A 21,197-nucleotide genomic window follows, 5' to 3' on the forward strand; every position below is an offset into this window, starting at 1 on the left:
CATGACGATCGAACTCGACCACACCGATGCGGTGCGCCCGTCGCGCCGCACGTTCCTGAAAGCCGCGGGCGCCGCTGCCGCCGTCAGCCTGACCATCGGCTTCGACTGGGCCGGCCTCGGCCGCCGCGCGCTCGCCGCGACCGCGCCGGCCGGCGAATTCGCGCCGAACGCCTTCCTGCGCATCACGCCCGACGGCGCCGTCACGGTGATCGCGAAGCACGTCGAAATGGGCCAGGGCGCGTATACGGGCATCGCGACGATCGTCGCCGAGGAGCTCGACGCCGACTGGTCGAGCGTGCGCGTCGAAAGCGCGCCGGCCGATGCGAAGCGCTATGCGAACCTCGCGTTCGGCACGATGCAGGGCACGGGCGGCAGCTCGGCCATGTCGAACTCGTGGCAGCAACTGCGCGAAGCGGGCGGCAAGGCGCGCGCGATGCTCGTGTCGGCCGCCGCGGCCCGCTGGAAGGTGCCGGCCGCCGAACTGACCACCGCCAACGGCGTCGTCACGCACGCAAAGAGCGGCAAGACGGCCGCATACGGCACGCTCGTCGCCGATGCGTCGAAGCTGCCGGTGCCGGACAAGGTCACGCTGAAGCAGCCGGCCGATTTCAAGCTGATCGGGCATCGGATTCCGCGCGTCGACGCATCGTCGAAATCGAACGGCACCGCGCATTTCACGCTCGACACGACGTTCCCCGGCATGCGCGTCGCGCTGCTGCAGCGGCCGCCGCGCTTCGGCGCGACGGTGAAATCGTTCGACGCGACGGCCGCGAAGGCCGTGCCGGGCGTCGTCTCGGTCGTGCAGGTGCCGGGCGGTATCGCGGTCGTCGCGACGGGCTTCTGGGCCGCGAAACAGGGCCGCGACGCGCTGAAGATCGACTGGGACGAAACGAAGGCGGAAAAGCGCGGCTCGGACGAGCTGATGCGCGAATACCGGCAACTCGCCGAGAAGCCGGGCGCGTCCGCGCGCAAGGACGGCGATGCCGATGCGGCGATCGCCGGCGCGGCGCGCAAGATCAGCGCGACGTACGAATTCCCGTATCTCGCGCATGCGCCGATGGAGCCGCTCGACGCGGTCGTCAAGCTGACGGCGAACAGCTGCGAGATCTGGGCCGGCGACCAGTTCCAGACGGTCGACCAGGGCAACGCGGCCAAGGTCGCGGGACTGAAGCCCGAACAGGTGAAGATCCACACGCTGTATGCGGGCGGCAGCTTCGGCCGGCGTGCGAACGCGTGGTCGGATTACGTGGTCGAGGCCGTGTCGATCGCGAAGGCGCTCGGCGCGGACGGCAAGCCGGTCAAGCTGCAATGGACCCGCGAGGACGACATCCAGGGCGGCTTCTACCGGCCGATGTACTTCCACAAGCTCGACGCGGGCCTGACCGCGGACGGTCGGCTGGTGGGCTGGCGTCACCGGATCGTCGGCCAGTCGATCCTCGCCGGCACGCCGTTCGAGGCATTCATGGTCAAGAACGGAATCGACGCGACGTCGGTCGAGGGCGCGGCGAATCTGCCGTACGCGGTGCCGAACGTGTCGGTCGAACTCACCACGACCCAGGTCGGCCTGCCGGTGCTGTGGTGGCGCGTGGTCGGCAGCTCGCACACGGCGTACGCGGTCGAGGCGTTCATCGACGAAGCCGCGCATGCGGCCGGCAAGGATCCGTACGCGTTCCGCCGCGACCTGCTCGCGAAGGAGCCGCGGATGCGCGCGGTGCTGGAGCTGGCCGCGCAGAAGGCCGGCTGGGATCCGGCCAAGCCGCTGCCGAAGGGCCGCGGGCGCGGGATCGCGGTGGCCGAGGCGTTCAAGAGCTATGTCGCGCAGGTGGCCGAGGTGTCGGTCGATGCGGACGGCAAGGTGAAGGTCGAGCGCGTGGTGTGCGCGGTCGACTGCGGGATCGCGATCAATCCCGACATCGTCGCCGCGCAGATGGAAGGCGGCATCGGTTTCGGGCTCGGCGCGGCAATGCACAGCGCGATCACGCTGAAGGACGGCCAGGTCGAGCAACGCAACTTCGACGGCTATCACGTGCTGCGGATGGCCGAGATGCCGAAGGTCGAGGTGCATATCGTGCCGTCGGCCGAGGCGCCGACCGGGGTCGGCGAGCCGGGCGTCGCGCCGGTCGGGCCGGCCGTGGCGAACGCGATCTTCGCGGCGACGGGCAAGCGGCATTACGTGCTGCCGTTCGATTCGGCGGAGAGCGCGAAGGCTTGATGGGCCGGGACGCCGGCTGCGGCGCAAGGTATGCGCCGCGGCCGGTGTTTTTCAACGCATCGTCAACACCATGCTCATCCGGGCCGAAGCCGCATGACAGGACGCGGCCCGCCACGCTCGCTCACTCCTGCTCAACTTCGGGCCAAAGCCTCGGAAACAGAAACCGCAGGCTATTCAACGGCAATCCAAAAGAAAGCTCGCCGCGATGCGAAGGCGAGGTCAGCAGCCCGTAGTCCAGCAGCGATCGAACGATCCTGCGCGCCAGTACGTCGCTGACACCCAGCATCTGCGCGAATTCCGCACGCGTGACGGTCCGGCGCAGCGCCACGAACTCCATCGCCAGCGCCGCCGCTTCCGGTTTGATCACGGATTTTTCCGAGCGAATCGTCCATGGGTTGGCCTCCAGGAACCTCAGCAAATCCAGCAGCCGTCCCGTCACTCCATCGAACTGGGTCATATGCACCATAAAACCGACCTGGTCCTGACAGCAGTCGAGAAAAAACCGGGCGAACTTGACCAATCCTTCCTGGGATAGATTGCCACGGCCGTCCAGATCGTTGCGACGCGTCTGGTCGGCCTCGCTCAGCCTCGCGTAATACTGCTCATGCTCTCGCGCCAGCCCTCGAAGCGGCGACCAGAGACCGTGGGTCAGATCGGCAGCGCGCAACCCGAGATGCGAATGCAGGCGCGCCACGCGCCCGTTGCCGTCCATGAACGGGTGCACCCAGGCGAGGCGATGATGCGAACAGGCAATGCCGATCAGTTGATATTCCTTGGCCCGAATGCGCGCGTAACGTGTCGCCCAGACCTGAAGCAGCGGCGCGATCATTTCCGGTTCCGGCGCCAGATGGCGCCCGACCGTCACGTCCCCGCGCCGAAATTCGCCCGGGACGACGACATTGCCGTCGGCGGTCATTCGCTCGTCGTCAGGCAGGCAGGAAAAGAAGCGATCGTGAATGGCCGAGATCCGCGCCGGCTCGAACAACGCAGCGACCGGTAGCGCACGCCACTCTTCCTCGAGCGCGGCTTCTGCCGCGATATGCGCGACCGCAAAGCGCTGCTTCTTGCGTTCGACGAGATCGGTCGAATAATCCCGATGCAGCGCCGCCTCGATCTTGGCAGGCGTCGTGTGCTGGCCTTCGATCTTGTTCGTGTAGTACGAGTTCATCGCGCGCAATTGCGGCACGAGTGCGGTGGCCAACGGGGTATCGCGTATGGCAAGCAACCGCTGCGAAGAATCGACGAGTTCGGCGGCCTGCTCGAGCAGCGGATCGAGTACGCGATCCTCGGGAAACAACGGTTCGAAGGTAGCGACGGTCGTCATGCTTCCCTGTATGGTTCCATGTAGGGTTCAATGTCGGCCATTATAATAACTTATGTTGCTGATTTATATTGATTTTTCATTGAACCACGTAGGGTTAAATGTAGGGTTCAATGTAGGGTTCCCATCGCATGCCGCTAACCCCGGTTGTGCCGCTTGTTACGATGCCCTCCCCACACGTTACGTCAGACGTAACGCCCGTAACGTCGCCACCCGATGCTACGTAACAATCCTTCACTATTGCCCGGCCGCTTTCATCGGTCGCCCGGCGCTCCCCGTTAAAAATTCTTTTAAATTCAACGCTTCCCCGCCGTCCGCGCCCTTGCCGCGGGCTCGCACCGCCGGACAACCATCTCCCTGGCCCGGAAGTTGCAGCACAGGACCCCGCAAACACTCCTTTACGGACATGCGAGGGCCACCATGGATTGCAAATACCTGTACATCGACAACATAAAAATCAACTTCGTCCGCCGCACGATCGAAATCGACAACAAGGTCGTCGACGTGACCCCGCGCGAATTCGACGTCGTCGAATTCCTGCTCGACAACATGAACAAGATCGTGCCGCGGCAGGCAATCCAGGAAGCCGTATGGGGCCGCGAGCTCGGCGTGTCGTCGCGCACGCTCGACACTCATATTTCGCGGATCCGTTCGAAGCTGCAGCTCGAACACGACAAGAACCTGCGCATCATCCCGATCTACGCGGTCGGCTATCGTCTCGTGCTGTTCGGTGCGGCGATGACGCACGTCGAGCGCCACGACGCGGCGCCGATCATGCGCGCGGCGCCGCAGCCGGCGATGTCCGCCGACTACGCGTAACGCTTCGCCCGCGCGCCGCCCGTTCGCCGCGCGCCGGCAACGCCTCCCCACCGCGCTGCGCGGATCCGCAGCCCCTCGCGACCTGCCAGCCGGATGCGGCCTGCCCGCCGTCCGGCCCCGTCAGCCAATCGCGCCCCGACCGCCGCCTCCGGGCGGCGGTCGCCTTTGACCGCCAGCCGTCGCGCCGCCCGCTTCATCGCCCGCCGCCGCACGCCGCTGCACCCTGCCGCACTTCGTCACGCTTCGTAGCGCCGCGCTCCCGCCGTCTGCGCGCGCTGGTCGCGACTACGGATTCCGGCGCGGCACGCGGCCATCGCCGTCCCTACAATCGACGCAGCAGCCGCGCGCCCCTCGGCGCCGCCGGCATCAGAACAACCCGTCGAACCGACGCCGAATCCGCCCCGATCCCGCCGTGCCTGCGCTGTTCCTGACGAATGCCGACGCCGGCGACGCCGCGAACCGGGCCATGCCCGCCGCTTCGCCGCCGCCCGCCGCCGCGCCGGCCGCGGTCGCGCTCGACGCGTCGCCCTACCTGCCGCGCCTGTCCGCCGCCGCCGCGCGTGGGCTGTCGCATGCGTATTGCGCGACGGGCGCCGTCCCGGTCACGCTCGGCGAGCATGCGTACGAGGTGTGCTGGCGCGTCGACGCCGAGCCTGCCGCCGATGCACATGCGTACCGTTTCGTCGTCGGCCCGGCCGCCGGCACGCTGTGGATCGACCCGATCGCGGAAACCGAATGGCTCGGCGATGCGGCCGATCCGGCGGTTCCGGCCGTGATCCGCGCGGCGCTGCTCGCCGATCTCGCCGCGCCGCTCGCGGCCGTGCTGCAGACGGCGACGCGGCAGCGCGTGGAACTGCTGCCGCCGGCGGACAACGCGCCGGCCTGGCACGCGTTGCCGTCCGCGTTGCGGTTCGAGCTGCGGCGCGCCGACGCCGCGTGGCGCTGCCACGGCGCACTGCTGTTCGACGCGCCGGATGCGCTGGCCGTATTCTTCGCGGCCGCGCCGGCCGCGCGCGCCGCCGCGCGCGCGGCCTACGCGAGCCTGCCCGTGCCGCTCGTGTTCGAGATCGGCCGCACCGAGCTGACGACGGCCGAACTGGCCGACGTCGTCGGCGGCGACATCATCGCGATCGAGCGCTGGCAGGCGCACGAGCAGAACCTGCTGTGCGTCGCGCGGCTGCCGGCCGCGCCGGCGTGGGAGATCACCGGACGGCCGTCGGGCAACCGGCTGACCGTCGAACGAATCAGGGAGATGCCTTTGGAACCGACCCGCACCGACTCCGCGCCGACGACGACGCACGACGCGCCGCCCGCCGACGCACCGCGCTCGCTCGACGGCCTCGCGGTCGACCTGCGCTTCGAGCTGCCGCCCACGTCGATGCCGCTCGGCGAACTGAGCGCGCTGCAGCCGGGCGCCGTGATCGAGCTGCAGCAGGGCATCAACCAGAGCGTGATCCATCTCGTCGCGAACGGGATGCTGATCGGCACCGGCCATCTGATCGCGGTCGGCCAGAAGCTCGGCGTACGCGTCGTCACGCTGACGCAACCCGCGCCGCGCGAGCGCTGAACGATGGGCAACCTGCCGAATCCGGTCGCGCTGATCGCGGTGATCGCCGCGCTCGGCATCGCGCCGTTCGCGGCGCTGATGGTGACGAGCTACACGAAGCTGGTGGTCGTGCTCGGCCTGCTGCGCTCCGCGCTCGGGATCCAGCAGGTGCCGCCGAACCTGGTGCTGAACGGCATCGCGCTGATCCTGTCGCTGTTCATCATGGCGCCCGTCGGGATGTCGATCCGCGACGCGCTGCAGGCGCGCCACTTCGATGCGTCGGGACAGTTGTCGACGTCGGACATCGGCGCGCTCGCCGATGCCGCGCTGCCGCCGATCAAGGATTTCCTCGTCTCGCATACGCGGCAGCGCGATCGCGAATTCTTCGTGCGCACCGCGACATCGGTGTGGCCGAAGAACCGCGCGGACGGCATCAAGGACGACGACCTGCTCGTGCTGGTGCCGAGCTTCACGCTCGCCGAGCTGACGAAGGCGTTCCAGATCGGCTTCGTGATCTACATCGTGTTCATCGTCGTCGACCTGCTGGTCGCGAACATCCTGCTGGCATTAGGGATGCAGATGATCTCGCCGACCACGATCTCCGTGCCGTTCAAGCTGCTCCTGTTCGTCGCGCTCGACGGCTGGTCGCTGCTCGTGCACGGGCTCGTGCTGTCGTATCGGGTCGCCGGAGCCGGATGATGCGCGCACGCGCCCTGCGAACCGCCGCCGCGTGCGTTGCCGCGCTCGTCGCGCTCGTGCTCGCGTGCGGCCAGCCCGGCGTCGCGCAGGCAACCGGCAGCGCCGCCGGTTTCGCGCAACTCGCTCGCGCGTGCGCGCCGAACGTCGACCCCGCTACGCTCGCCGCCCTCGTGCGCACCGAGTCGGGCTTCAATCCGTATGCGATCGGCGTGGTCGGCGGGCATCTGGCGCGCCAGCCCGCCTCGCTCGACGAGGCGCGCGCGACCGCGCGCGCACTGTCGTCGCGCGGCTTCAGCTACAGCGTCGGTCTCGCGCAGGTGAACGAACGCAATTTCGCGAAATACGGGCTCGACGAAGCGACGATGTTCGAGCCGTGCCGCAATCTGCGGGCCGGCGGCGCGATCCTGACCGAATGCTTCGCGCGCTCGTCGGGCACCGGCGGCGCGACGCAGGCCGCGTTGCGCGCGGCGCTGTCGTGCTATTACAGCGGCAACTTCACGACGGGCTTCTCGAGCGGCTACGTGAGCCGCGTCGTCGCGAGCGCGCAGCGCAACGCGCACGAAGGCGGCATCGAGCCGATCCCGGTCGTGCGCGACGTGCCGCCGCCGGCGCGGCAGCGACGCATGGAGGCGGCCGCGACCACGCCGCCCGACCGCGCGCGCCGGCTGCCGTTGCCGGCCGCCTCCGCCGACGCCCCGTCGTGCCATGCGCGCCCGGTCGTGATGATGTGCCGCGGCTTGCCGGCGAGCCAGGCGAAGCGGCTGTGCGTGCGGTGTCTCGATCAGTAATCGCATGATCGCGCGCGGCGCCGGGCGCGCGCGTCCGCGCCGCTTTCAGGGGTCCGAACGACGCCGCGCGGCATGGCTGCCGCACGCCGCGCGCATCTCGTAGCCCGCGCGACGCCGGGGCGCCGAGCGCTTCCTGCCGCTACGAAACAGCGGCGTTCCCGCCGCCGGGTGCGTCCGTACACTCGAACGATCACGTCGCGGCGTGCAGGACGCCGCGCGTGCCGCGCATCGCGCGGCTCAACGGAGACGAGCATGCTGTTGATCGACGGATTGGGACTGGGTGTCAACTGGCAGCGCTTCCTGTCGGAAACGCTGAATCCGATCGTTGCACCGCCGCCCCCGCCTCCACCGCCGCCGAAGAAGGACGATCCGGCCGCCGGGCCCGCGAACCCGAGCGCCGCGCCGCCGATTCCCGTCACCGCATCGCTGGCCACCGATCCGTCGAAGCCGACCAACGCCGAGATCCAGTCCGCGACGTCGCTGATCCAGAGCATGGCCGCGCAATATACGGCGCCGCCGCCCGACATCACGGTCGAGAACGACAAGACGCGCGCGGTACAGAAAGCGATCCAGGACGCGCAAACGAAATACGACAACGCGTCGCAGACGCTGCAAGGCGCGCAGAACGTGCTGCATCTGGTCAACCGCGATCCCGAGTCGACGGCCGACGACCGCAAGACCGCGCAGGCCGACTACGCGAAGGCGCGCACGACGGCCGACACCGCGCAGCGCGAGCTGAACGTGACGACCGACGCCGGCTACATGATCCTGTACGGCGAACAGGCGAACGCCGACATGCCGGCCGGGATGAAGATCGACGATTCCGGCAAGGTGACCGACCCAGGCGACGCGCAGCACGCGGCCGACCAGCAGTTCAAGACGCTGCTCGACGCCTTCCCCGATCATGCGAACGATCCGAACTGGGTGCCGCAACCGGGCGACTGCAAGAACCCGCTGCAGATCCGGCTCTACGACAATTGGCAGACCGCGAGCGCGAAGGCGGCCGTGGGTGCGTCGAAATACTTCGCGGACGTCGCGAATTCCAATCTCGCGTATACGCAGTTCCAGTCGTACCTCGCCGATCCGGACTACAAGGCCGCGCTCGATGCGGGCGTCGGGCGGCTGAACGACGCGTTGCAGCCGCTGGAGCTGCAGGTCACGATGCCCGATGCGCCCGCTTCGCAGGATGCCGCGCAGCAGGCCGTCACGTCCGCCGCGAAGGATGCGAATTATGCGAACGCCGCGTACGGCGCGGCCAACGACAGCCTGGCGCTCACGAACGCGCAGCAGCGCTACGATTCGGCCAGCGGCAAGGAAGGACCGACGGTGGTCGTCGCGAACGAGGTGTCGGACGCGAAGACCGCGCTCGCCCGCGCGCAGACGGCCGCGAACACGAGCGGCGGCTATCTGCAGATGCTGTCCGCGCAGCGGCAGGTCGACACGCTGCAGGCCGACTATACGAAGAAGCAGGACGCATCCAGCGCGTGGCACAAGGACAATCCGCACGCGATGATCAAGGATCCGCAGGTCGACCTGGACCTCGGCGATGCGTATGCGAAGCTCGATCAGGCGAAGCAGCAGGCGAGCATCGCGCACGACGGCTTCGTCGTCGCGTACGGCGCGTCGCTCGCGCAGCAGTACGACGATCAGGCGTCGCAGCTCAAGGCGCGGGTGAACGCGCAATCGATCTTCACGAAACCCACGCTTCAAACGCCGCTGCTGACGCCGTCGCTGTCGACCGCGAACGGCCTGCCGGGTGTGCCGGCATCGTCGTTGTCGACGGCGACGTCGGCCGCCCCCACCGGCACGCCGACGCTGCCCAGCGCGTCGCCGCAGGCCTCGCCGACGTTGCCCGGGTCCAATGGCGCATCGTCGCTGCCCGCGTCGCCGCTGCTCGACCGCCCGTTCCTGCTGCCGCAGTCGTCGGGCCCGACCGCCGCACAGGCCGGCCCGACGATGCTCGACGTGAAGCGCATGCAGACCGTCGCGGGCGCGATCCGCGCGGCCGACAGCCGGATGTCGGATTCGGTCAACGAGCGCGCGACCCAGCTCGCGCTGTCGCAGGCGCACATCAAGCAGACGCAGGCGAAGAGCACGCTCGAGTCAGTGCAGAAAAAGTACGACGACTGGGCAGCCGCGAATCCGCCGCCCATGCGCTTTCGCACCGTCTCGGGCGACGACATGATCCCGGCGCCGTCGGCGCCGCGTCCGAACCTGTATCAGGACGAGCTCGACAAGGCGAAGGCGGCCGTCACGCAGGCCGACAACGCGGTACAGCGTCTGCAACTGCTGAGCGAAACGTCGCACCAGCAGGTGCTGATGGACGGGTTCGACGCCGGCCTCGACGAACGGCTGCGCTATGCGGCGCCCGGTTCGGACGCCGAGAACGACTACAAGAAGGCGCTGCACGATTTCTACGAAGCGCATCGCGGCGAGTTGTCGAATTCGCTGCTCGACGCAGCCAGCGCGAGCACGAACAACGGCGGCACGATCGCGTTCGGCAAGTTGACCGACAACGAGCAGCGCAATCTGATCGGCGTCGCGCTCGGCATGCAGCCGGACGTCCAGAACGACGCGGCGTCGAGCGACGGTTCGGATCCCGTATCGCCGACGAAGGACGACGTCGCGCGCTACACCGACAAGGACAAGCTGAAGACGATCAACAGCGTGCGCGACAAGCTGCTGTCGATCGGCGGCGGCGCGACGACGCAGGTCAGCGTGTTGCCGATGGTCTACGCGGCCAAGGATGCCGGCATGACCACCAGCGCGCTGTTCAAGGTCAGCGGCAAGGACGGCACGCAGTACGTCGACGAGACGGCGAGCAACTACGACGACATCAACGATTACATCGACAACAACGAGCTGTCGACGGACGGCACCGTCGACATCGCGACCGGCCACAACGCGGACGGCACGCTGCAGCTCGTGTCGAAGGCCGCGCATCACGAAAGCGGCTTCGACAGTTTTCTGAACACGCTGACGAGCACGGGCCTGAACATCGGCATGATGGTCGGCGGGATGGCGCTCGAAGGTCTCGGCACGCTGCTCGACGGCACCGGCATCGGCGCGATCGTCGGCGTGCCGCTGAACATCCTCGGTGCGGGGATGATGTATACGGCGATCGGCGCGACGATGACGAGCGCCGGACTCGATCTCGCCAATCGCGCCGACCACGGGCGCAGTCTCAATCCGTTTACCGACCCGGGCGCGCGGGCCGACTTCATCAACCTCGTGCCGATGGGCGCGGCGGGCGCCGCGAAGCTGGCCGGCAGCAAGCTGTTCACGCGCGCGGTCACGGCGCTCACGCGCACGCCGAAGGTCGCGTCGGTGCTCGCCACCGGCGCGCGGACCACCGCGGTCGTGACGGGCGTGGGCGGCGCGGTCGAGGCGTTCGGCGAAGCGGGCTACGAGTATTTCGTCACCGGCGACAAGAAAGCGGCCGGCGAGCAGCTCAAGTCCGGGATCACCAACGTCGCGTTGATGGCCGCCGGCGGCCTCAAGGAACGCGCGGTGACGTCGGTGCGCACACGCATCGGCCAGCCGGTGCCGATCCGCGGGGCCGACGGCAAGACCGTCAGCGTCGACAGCCAGACGATCGGCCGGATTCTCAACAGCGGCGACGCGTCGTCGCTCGCGGCCGGTCGCACGCGCGTGACGCTCGACGGCGAAGCCGTCAAGGTGTCGCCGGACGGCACGCTGCGCGTGGGCGACAAGGTGCTCACCTACGACAACACGCCGATTCGCGTGCTCGACCGCGCATCCGCGAAGCGCCTGCCGCCGGGCAAATCGGTGGTGCTCGGCGAGGACGGCACGCTGTCCGTCGTCTCGGTGTCGCCGAAGGCCTGGACCAATGGCACGCGCGTCGACGACGTGGCCGGCACCGGCGAACGCATGTCGTTCGGCCCCGACGGCGAGATGAGCGTGACGCCGAAGATCGTCGCGAAGACGCCGCTCGACGTGCTGCAACACGTGCTCGACCAGGCGAGCGACGCATACCGGCAGACGGTCGCCGGCGCGCAGGCGCCGCGCCGCCTCGCGCAGACGGCGGCCGAAGGCGAAGCCGCGAGCGTATCCGCCGACGCGCGCAGCACGCGCCGCACCAGCGAGGAACACGCCCGCGTACAGCAGCAGCGCGACGAAACCGATGCCGAAAGCAGCACGACCGCGAGCACCAACCGGCGCAGCGCCGACACGCAATCGATGCGCTGGCGGCCCGTCGCGGCCGACGAGCCGGCCGGCCCGGGCACGCGCGCGAAGCCGGACGGCACGCCGCCGCGCGTCAACGCGAAGGTCGTCGATCTGACGGACGACGCGCCCGTCGCGCGCGCGGCGACGTCCGATCCGGCCGGCATCGCCGTGCCGCGCGGGCCGAACGCCGAGCCGATGGAAATCGGCGATCGCACGGTCTACGTGGTGCGCAGCGGCGCGACGCCCGACGCGCCGGGTGCGCGGCCATCGTCGCCGCGCCCGCAGGATCTCGCGGAACCGGTAATCGTCGTCGCCGGCGAACACGACGCGGCGCTCGCACCCGAGCTCGCGAACCGCTGGCAGAAGCCCGTCTATGCAGCCGCGCCCGATGCATTCGGGGCGGACGGCCAGTTGCGCGCGGGCGCGCGCGTGCTGCGCTTCGATCCCGCGCCGGAGACGGTCGCGGCCCATGAAGCCGGCCTGCCGGCCGGCATCGCGCCCGACGAAGCGCCGCCGGCTGCGCCCCGCGCGGCTGCCGACGACACGGTGATCGTGCTGGCCGGCAAGCGCGGCCCGAACGAACCGGCGATGCCGCGGACGGCTGCGCCGCCCGAGCCGGTCAACGCGCTCGATGGCGTGTTCAGCGCGCCGAACCGCGTGCTCGTGCTCGTCAAGCCGGAACACGCCGGCACGCCCGAGCGGATGGCGGAACGCGAAACCGCCGCGGCCAACCGCGGCGCACGCGCGCTCGACGACGCCGACGGCCAGGCCGACCGCGCGCCGACGGGCGGCGAACGTCGCACCGCGGCGAACGACGACATCGGCCTCGCCGCCGCGCACCCTGAAACGACCGAGACCGCCCCGCCCGACGCCGGCGCCGCGAAGCCGGGCTGGGTCACGCGGATGCAGATGCGCTTCGGCGGCGCGGCACTGCCCGAAGCCGCGCAGGCGCTCGCGATGCAGTCGGGCACGCTCGCCACGCAACTGCGCATGCTGCAGGACGCCGGCTGGCGCGTGACGCTCGGCAAGCGCGGCGGCGGCAGCCGCATCGATCCGCGCAAGCGCCGCGTGACGATCGACGGCGCGCTCCAGCATCCGGGCAGCATCACCTATACGCTCGCGCACGAAGCGCGCCATGCGGTCGAGGCGATGGCCGGCGTGCTGAACCTCGACTACGGCAACCGCAGCCGCTTCACGCGCAAGGCGCTCGAAGCCGAGGCGCGCGCGCAGATCAACGCGTTCGAGGCACGCTACGAAATCGAGCTCGCGGGCGGCGGCGACATCGCCGCGCACGTGCGCCTGCCGGATGCGATCGAGCGCGAAGGCGCCGCATGGCGCGCGCCGTCGCGCGACTATGCGGGCACGGTCGGACGCCTCGTCGACGCATTCGCCGATGCGCCCGTGTCGGGCCGCGACGGCGAGACCTACCGCGATTTCTACGACGACGTATGGTCGCGCCAGAAGCGCCGCGGCGGCATCCCGCGCCGGATGCCCGCGCCGCAGACGCACGAGACGGGCGACGTGCCGCACGGGGTGCGCAGCTTCGACGAACGCGTGGCATGGAGCCGCGCGCATGCCGAATATGCGTCGCCGTTCGGCGACGGGCCCGTGCCCGCGGCGGCCGACCTGCAGGCGGCGCGCAGCCGCCACTTCACGATGCTGGAGGACGAAGGCGTGTTGATGCTGCACGCCGACACGTTGCCGGACGGCACGCTGCTCGCCGGCGGGCGGCCGGCCGGCGTGCACGAATACGCGCTCGACCAGGCGCCGTCGTTCCTGGTCAAGGATGGCTATTCGATCGTGCTGTCCGCGAAGCACGGCGGCGAGGCGGCCGCCGCCGGGCTCGCGAATCTGTGGCAGCGGCCGGTGTATGCGCCGCCCCCGCACGCGGTCGGCGAACACGCGGCGCTGCTCGACACCGGCGCATTCCGCCGCTACGATCCCGCGCCCGCGGCGCCGCACGATCTCGGGCAACTGGCGGCCGACGCCGAAGGCGTGCACCTCGAAAGCAATCCGGCGGCGCGGATCGACGTCGAGCGTCACGTCGGCGAGCTGCTCGGCGCCGGTGCCGAAAAAACCGTGTTCGCGCTCGGTCACGATGCCGCGCTCGCGGTTTACGACAACGGCCCGCATACGTCCGAAGCGCGCCAGATCGAGGCGGCGATCGACGAGAGCATCGCACTCGACGATCTCGCGTCGTACGGGCTGAAGACCGTGACGATGGACGGTCCGTTCTCCGCGCTGAATCGCGTCGCCGTGCTGTACCGGCCGCTTGGCGTGTTCCACAGCTTCGGCTTCGAGACGGGCGCGCTGCCGCGCGTGGTGTCGCGCGCGGCGCTCGAGCACATCCGGCAGATTCGCGAAGTCGTCGAACGCACCGGCATCGGCTTCGACCTGCAAGGCCTCTTCACACGCGGCGGCGATTTCCTGCTGAGCGACCCCGGTGCGATCGGCATGGGCGCGGGCGAGCATTTCACCACGCTGCAGCGGCTCGCGGTGATCGAACGCGCGCTGACGCAAGGCCTCGAGCGCGGCCACGTCGAACTCGCGCATCCGCGACTCGCCGAAACGCCGCCGCCCGATGCGTTCGTTCAAAAGCCGTCGGTCATCACGCGCGTGCGGATGCGCTTCGGCGGCGCGCCGCTGCCGAAGGAAGCGTACCGGCTGATCGACGCATCGAGCCTGCTGTCGCAGCAGCTTCGGCTCGGCGCCGACGCAGGCTGGAAAGTCGTGCGCGGCAAGCCGGGCGGCGGCAGCAAGATCGACACGCGACGGCGGCGCGTCACGATCGACGGCGGCCTGCAGTCGACCGGATCGATGGTCTACGTGCTCGCGCACGAAGCCCGCCATGCGCTCGAGGCCGCGACCGGCACGCTCGGGCTCGACTATGGCTCGACGCAGCGCTACGTGCGCAGCGCGCTGCTCGCCGAGGCGCGCGCGCAGGTCAACGCATTCGCGGTGCGCGACGAGATCCGCGCGAACCTCGGCATCGACATCGGCCGCCACGTCGCGCTGCCCGACGCGATCGCCAACGAATACGGCCGCGCGCGGGCCGGCGACGCCGCCTCGCTCGCGCGCCTCGCCGACGCGTTCGAGCACAGCCCGACGTCGCTCGACGGCGGCGTCACCTACGGCGAGCTGTACCGGCGCCAGGCGCAGGCCGCGCAGCGCGCCGGCGTGACGATGCCGGCGCCACGCGAGACGGCCGCGACACTCGCCGAAGAAACCGCATGGTCGCGCGCACGTGCGGTGAAGGCCTCGCCGTTCGACGGCAAGCCGGTCGCCGGCGTCGACGCGCTGACGCTCGATCGCTCGGGTCCGCTGTCCTACGACCGCGACGGCCGCATCGTGATCGTGCATGGCGTCACCGACGCGCAAGGCCGCCTCGTCGATCCGGACGGCCGGCCGTACACGCCGGTCGAGGTCACGCTCGCGCACCGCTCGGTGCTCGGCCTGCCCGGCTCGTCGGTGATTCTGTCGGCACGCAACGGCCGCGACGCCGCCGCCTGGCTCGCGAACGTCTGGCAGCGCCCCGTCTACGCGCCGCCGACGATCGCGGTCGGACTCGGCGCCGAGGCGCGGCTCAGCCATACCAACGCGTGGCTGCGCTACGATCCGGCGCCGCACCAGCGCCCGGACCTCGGCGCGCTCGACGTCGACGGCAACGGCGTCCACGCGAGCGGCGATCCGGCCGCACGCGTGCCGGTCGAGCGCTTCACCGGCGCGGCCACCGGCGCCGGCATCGAGAAGACCGTGTTCGAACTGGGCCGCCGCAATGCGATCGGTCTCTACGAGGGCACCGACAATCGCGCGATTCTCGGCCACATCGAATCGATCCGCCTCGAACAGGAAGGGCTCGCGGCGCTGCGCGCACACGGGCTGCGCACGCTGACGGTCGGCGGCCCGTTCGCGGCATTCGATCGCGTGGCCGTGATGTACGCGCCGTTCGCGTCGCTGAGCAGCCACGACGTGATGGCCGGCATGCTGCCGTCGCGCGTCACCCGCGACGCGTTCGCGCAGCTCGACCGCGCGCGCGACATCACCGCGCAGCACCGTCTGTACTACGACTTCGAAGGCGTGTTCGATGCGCACGGCGACTTCTACCTGAGCGATCCGTCGACGGTCATGACCGATGCGCCGAAGCTGAACGTGGAAGGCATCGTCCGCGAGATCGGCACGCTGCGCGTGATGCTCGAGGACGGCATCGCGCGCGGCGCGATCGAGCTCGCGCATCCCGGCATCACCGAGCACTTGCCGCCCGACGCGTTCGTGCAGAAGCCGTCCGTCATCACGCGCATCCGGATGCGGTTCGGCGGCGCGCCGCTGCCCAAGGCCGCCCATGCGCTCGTCGACCGCTCGAGCCTGTTGCGCCAGCAGGTCGCGCTGGCCGGCGAGGCCGGCTGGAAAATCGTGGTGGGCCGGCCCGGGCGCGGCAGCCGGATCGATACCGCGAAGCAGCGGATCGTGCTCGACGGGCAGTTCCACGGCGCCGGCACGCTCGTCTACACGCTCGCACACGAAGCGCAGCATGCGGTCGAGACGATCACGCGCCGCCTCGCGCTCGACCGCTCGTCGCCGGACGCGCTGACCGACAGCGCGCTGATGGCCGAAGCGCGCGCGCAGGCGAATGCGTTCGCGGTGCGCCGCGAAATCCTCGACGATGGCGGCATCGACATCGCCCGGGACGCCCGCCTGCCGGATACGATCGCACGCGAAGCCGACCACGTGATGCCCGGCGACGAAGCCGGGCTGCGCCGGCTCGCGACCGCCTTCGGCGACGTCGCGCCGTCCGTGCCGGGCCACGCGACCTATCGCGCGTACTATGCGAGCCAGGCCGACGCGATGCACGCGCTCGGCGTGCCGCGCGAGATGCCGGCGCCCGCGCCGCAGCCGGGGTCGAACGCGCCGGTGCCCGCAGCGGCGGCGGACGCCGCGCGCCGCCAGCATGCGCTCGATCACCTCGCCTCGCACGGCAAGCGCGACCTGATCCGCATCGACGGTTCGCAACTCGCGTCGCTCCAGCAGATGAAGGATGCGTTCGGCACGAATGCGCACGTGCTGATCGCCGAGCATGAAGCGCGGCCGGACGCGTCGATCGACGCGCGCCATGCGCAGCCGAAATTCGTCGCGAGCATGCGCACCGACGAGCACGGTACGTTCGTCGACAAGGCGTCCGCCGATCCGGCCGTGTCGATCCCCGACGCGGTCTATCGCGCGCTGAAGGACAACGGCAGCGCGGAACGGGCGGACGTCGATTTCTACGTGTCGCCCGTGCCGCTCGCGGAATTGCGCGAGTACGGCGGCGCCGCGCGGATCACCGCGCGCAGCGACGGCCGCACGTGGGAAGCCGAACAGGCGGCCGCGACGCCCGACGCGGACGTCGTCACGACGCTGAAGTCGCTTGCCGACGCGCCGCGCTTTCGCCGGCCGAAGCAGGCGGCGAAAGCGGCCGGCGACGGCGCGACGCTTTACGCGATCGACAAGGAAACCGGCAAGGTGCTCGGCTACGCGACGCGCAACGCCGCGCACGACTGGACCTATCACGAGTCGACCTCGCTCGGCGACGCGACGATCGCGCCGCGCGATCTCGGCGCCGCATTCCGCCGGCGCGCGCGCAACCTGTCCGGCGGCCGGCGCGGCGTGCGATTCGTCGTGACGGACGTCGCGCACGACACGGTCGAACGCTACGGCGGCTTCGCGCCGGCGGAAATGCGCAAGGCGCTCGGCGACGAGAAGCCGCCGATGCAGAAACTCGGCACGCGCGTGCAGCGCGGCCTCGCGAAAGCCGACCCCGGCGTGCGCCGCAAGATCGCCGAGATCGAAGGCGCCGACAGTCCGTTCCTGCCGCCGAAGCTCGTCCCGGACAGCAAGCAGCTCGCGATCGACTTCAGCGGCGCGAACACGCTGCACCTGATGCGTGCGCTGGAACTGAAGGCGCTGGGCGGCGATCACTACGTGTACGTGTACGAGACCGATCATCCGGTTGCCGAATCGCTGCATACGCGCCGCGGCATCATCGCGATCCACGACGGCAACGCGCTCTGGTACGACAACGCCGAGCAATTGCGCGACCACCCGGACGCGGGCCGCCCGCTCGACGAGATGCCGCTCGGGCGCGGCCCGTTCGGCGCGAACCAGCACTTCCTGCTGTCGACGCTCGCGCCCGAGGCGTTCGATCCGCGCGCGACCGCCACGCAGAAAGCCGCGCTCGCGCAACGACTCACGCAGCTGCTCGACGAGAAGTCGTATTTCGATGCGCTGCCGCAGAAGTTCGACCTCGCCACGCGGTGGATCCGCACGCAGATCGCCGGCCAGATCGATCGCGTGAAAGCCGCTCAGGCCGACCTCGCCGCGGCCCAGCAAGCCGCGCAGCCGGCGGGCGGCGGCGCCAGCGGCGCAACCGGCCCCGCCAGCCGGGTGCGCAATGCGCTGCGCGGCAAGGGCGGCCGGCGCAACCGCCGCGCCGCGAACGCGGCAAACGCGTCGAATGCGCCGAAGCCGCCGAAAACGCCGGCGGCCAAACCGCTGACGCTGCGGCCCTACCAGCCGAGCCTGGGTTCGAGCACGGTCGCGGAATGGGTGATGCGCTACGGCGCCGCGAAGGTGGCCGACTGGTTCCCGACGATCGACCGCGTGAAGGCGGTCACCGCACGCAAGAACCAGCCCGATGCCGGCGGCCTCGCGCTGACCGACGAACCGCAGACGATCCTGGCCGACGCACCGATGCTGAAGGCGCTCGGCATCCCCATCGGTCTCGCGCGCGAGGTGTCGAGCATGCCGTCGCGCGGGCCGGTCGCCGATCCCGGCGGCGATCACAACCGCTTCGTGAAGTGGATGCAGGCGTACGCCACGCGCCACAGCGCGGCACGCATGATCGACAAGCGCGCGATCCAGGCGTTCGTGCGCGCACCGGCCGAGATCCAGGACCGCGTCGCGCCGATGGCGCGTGCGTTCAACCTGCGCGACGATCCCGCGCTCGCGGTGCGCTACGTCGAGCAATATGGCGGCGCGATGCCGGTGGTGTCGATTCCGGTCGATCCGCATACGCTCGCGGCCGCGCGCGGCGGCAAGCACGATCCGGCGTTCATCCGGCGCGCGCGCCAGTTCGGCTCCCCGATCGGCGCGCGCTACAACGAGGCCGACGCGACGATCACGCGCGAGGCGCCGGACGGCACCACGCGCACGCTCGAGCTCGACGACATCGCGCATCTGCACAAATGGCTCACCGCGGCATCGCGCCACGGCTTCCAGCTTCGTCTCGAAGCGGCGTCGGGCCGCCCGCTCGTCTCCGCGGACGACCGCCGCACGATCGCCGGCACCAACGACAGCTATGCCGAGTACACACGGCTGATGACGTCGTTCGAGACGTGGTCGCACGATCACGCCGGCGAGCCCGCGCCGAACGTGATGCTGAGCTTTCACGGATGGGACGCCGTGCTCGAACCGGTGCCTGGCGCCGGCCACGTCGAGCTGCTCGATGCGCTACTCGACCGCAAGGCGATCGACTGGCTGCACGTCGGGCTGTCGTACGGCACGCACGGCGCCGACTTCATCGCGAACCAGGACCTGACGCGGGCGCTGGCGGAACGGATCGTCGACTATTACCAGACCGACCGTCACGGCAAGTTCGCACGGTTGCACGGCGCCGATGCGCTCACGCGCGTGTTCGAACCGGTGAGCCCCGAGGCGTTCGCGAACCAGCAACAGGTGCTGTTCGCGGAGATCGCGCGCATCGGCAAGTCGAAAGGGCTGTCCGACGACGCGCTCGCGACGCTGCGCGGCGAACTGTACGAACGCAACACGACCGCGCTCGTCAACCAGGCGCGCAAGGCGACGATCGAGCATGCGATGACGCAGTGGGCGTCGGCCGATCATCCGCCCGCCACGCGCACCGAAAAACTCGCCCGCCGCTTCGGCGAACGCTGGCTCGCGGAAGCGGGCGACCGCGCACCGGCGCGCGGCACCGTCGTGTCGACCGCCGATCCCGCCGGGCCGCTGCCCGACAGTCGCGCGTACTGGCAATCGGTGGTCGAGCGCGAAGCGCTGAAGAACGATCCGTCGAAGCCGATCAGCGTCGGCCGGCAGATCGCGGCGAACCCGAAACAGGCGAAGATGATCGAGGAACTGCAGGCGCTCGCGCAGATCAACGCGCTGCGCGTGCATCGGCCGTCGTTCCGCAAGGCGGAGCTGTGGAAGTCGATCGGCTTCAGCTCGCTCGTCACCGGTGCGGGCGCGCTCGTGATCGCCGATACGCTCGGCGCGACGCACGTGCTGCGGCAGGACATGCTGAGCAGCGCGACGTCGTCGTTCCTGCTGGGCTCGCGTCTCGGTCGCGTGTTCCAGGTCATGCACCAGGGCGCGGTGCGCAGCCTGCAGGCCGGCGATCCGAAAGCCGCGCAGGCGGTGCTCACGCGGCTCGAAGTCACGCTGTCGCGGCAGCTGCGCTCGGGCGCGCACGATTACGGCCAGAACCGGCGCGCACAGCTCGAGCAGATCTCGAACGAAGCGCGGACGCTGGCCGCGCAGTATGTCGAACTGAACCGCGTCGGGCTGATGAGTTTCGACGACGCGACCACCCACATCAAGGCGCTCGCCGCGGACGTGCTCGCGCAGATGCAGGGCACCGTCGGCGGCACGTCGCTGCAGCAGCTCCATACCGGTAACCCGCGTCACCTGTTCGGGATCGCGGGCCGCGCGGGCGCCGCGATCACGTCGACCGCGACGCTCGCGGTCGGCATCAGCGGCGTGGTGCACGCGCACGGGGCGTTCGATCTCGCCTACGGCTCGGCCGCCATCGCGAGCGGTGCGTTCGGCGCCACGTATGCGGGCCTCGTCTACACGATCGGCGCGCACCGCGTGAATGCCGACAAGCGCAGCCGCATCGTGCGCTTCACCGATTCGGCGAGCGACTTCATGGCCGTCGCGTACGGCGGTCTCGGCACCGGCGTGCAGTGGAGCGGCGGCCATTACGATCTCGCGATCGCGACCGGCGTGTCCACCGCGCTGCTGCTCGGCGGGCGTCTGAACACGCATTTCCCGAACGCGACGCCGCTGATCAAGAAGATCCCGACGGCCGTCGTGCTGATTCCGGTCGGCGCGTTCGCGTACAAGCTGATCGAAGGTCTGTTGACGACGTTCTTCGGCTCGGGGTCCGGTTCGTCGAATCAGTCGAATTCGTCGAATTCGTCGCAATCGAATCTCGCGCCCGGTGCGTCGCCGAGCGCGTCGGCCAGCCGTTCGGCCAGTCCTTCGGCAAGCGCCGCGCCAAGCGCTTCGGCGAGCGCATCGCCCAGTGCGTCGCCTGCCGCGCCGGCTTCGCCATCGGCCAGCGCCACGCCGTCGACCGCGCAACCGTCGGCGTCGCCGCAGCCCTACATCGTCGTCGCGGGCGATTCGCTGTGGGTCATCGCCGACCAGCATCGCCAGTCGCTGCTCGACGCCGCGCACGTGTCGCGCGCCGATCAGCAGGCGATGACGCGCGGCGAGCAGGATACGCGCGCGTTCAACGAGATCCTGCAGCTCAATCCGTCGGTGTCACGCGATCCGAACCGCCTGTCGGTCGGCACGCCGCTGATCGTCGGCTGATCCCCGCGTGCGGTGCGCGTGGCGCCGCGCGCGGCACGC

General features: G+C 70.1%; 7 protein-coding genes. 6 read left to right on the forward strand and 1 reads right to left on the reverse strand.

Features of this window, described 5'->3' with window-relative positions:
- Nucleotide 1 precedes the first annotated feature (1 nt).
- The gene (locus tag JYG37_RS22890; protein WP_050015048.1) at nucleotides 2-2,212 is read left to right on the forward strand and encodes a xanthine dehydrogenase family protein molybdopterin-binding subunit; all 2,211 of its coding nucleotides are present in this window, start codon (nucleotides 2-4) and stop codon (nucleotides 2,210-2,212) included.
- Nucleotides 2,213-2,333: 121 nt separating this feature from the next.
- On the opposite strand, the gene JYG37_RS22895 is transcribed toward JYG37_RS22890, so the two are convergent.
- Nucleotides 2,334-3,536: a Fic family protein gene (locus JYG37_RS22895; RefSeq protein WP_050015046.1), complete on the reverse strand. Its 1,203-nt coding sequence runs from the start codon at nucleotides 3,534-3,536 to the stop codon at nucleotides 2,334-2,336.
- A gap of 417 nt (nucleotides 3,537-3,953) precedes the next feature.
- On the opposite strand from JYG37_RS22895, the gene JYG37_RS22900 reads away from it, so the two are divergent.
- The 5 genes from JYG37_RS22900 (at nucleotide 3,954) to JYG37_RS22920 (ending at nucleotide 21,158) form a co-directional block, all read left to right on the forward strand.
- The gene (locus JYG37_RS22900) at nucleotides 3,954-4,352 is read left to right on the forward strand and encodes a winged helix-turn-helix domain-containing protein (RefSeq protein WP_050015044.1); all 399 of its coding nucleotides are present in this window, start codon (nucleotides 3,954-3,956) and stop codon (nucleotides 4,350-4,352) included.
- A 412-nt stretch (nucleotides 4,353-4,764) separates the two neighbouring features.
- Nucleotides 4,765-5,919, forward strand: coding sequence for a type III secretion system cytoplasmic ring protein SctQ (sctQ, locus tag JYG37_RS22905; protein ID WP_213346482.1), 1,155 nt, complete (start codon nucleotides 4,765-4,767; stop codon nucleotides 5,917-5,919).
- A 3-nt stretch (nucleotides 5,920-5,922) separates the two neighbouring features.
- Nucleotides 5,923-6,597 carry a type III secretion system export apparatus subunit SctR gene (gene sctR / locus JYG37_RS22910; RefSeq protein WP_006480865.1) on the forward strand — a complete coding sequence of 225 codons (675 nt, stop codon included), beginning with the start codon at nucleotides 5,923-5,925 and terminating at the stop codon, nucleotides 6,595-6,597.
- Nucleotides 6,597-7,385, forward strand: a complete 789-nt coding sequence (locus JYG37_RS22915) for a lytic transglycosylase domain-containing protein (RefSeq protein WP_050015041.1) — start codon at nucleotides 6,597-6,599, stop codon at nucleotides 7,383-7,385. The genes sctR and JYG37_RS22915 overlap by 1 nt, the downstream gene beginning before the upstream one ends.
- 252 nt (nucleotides 7,386-7,637) lie before the next feature.
- Nucleotides 7,638-21,158, forward strand: a complete 13,521-nt coding sequence (locus tag JYG37_RS22920) for an LWXIA domain-containing protein (RefSeq protein WP_213346483.1) — start codon at nucleotides 7,638-7,640, stop codon at nucleotides 21,156-21,158.
- Nucleotides 21,159-21,197 lie beyond the last annotated feature (39 nt).

Source organism: Burkholderia sp. LAS2, from assembly GCF_018417615.1.
Lineage (GTDB): Bacteria > Pseudomonadota > Gammaproteobacteria > Burkholderiales > Burkholderiaceae > Burkholderia > Burkholderia sola.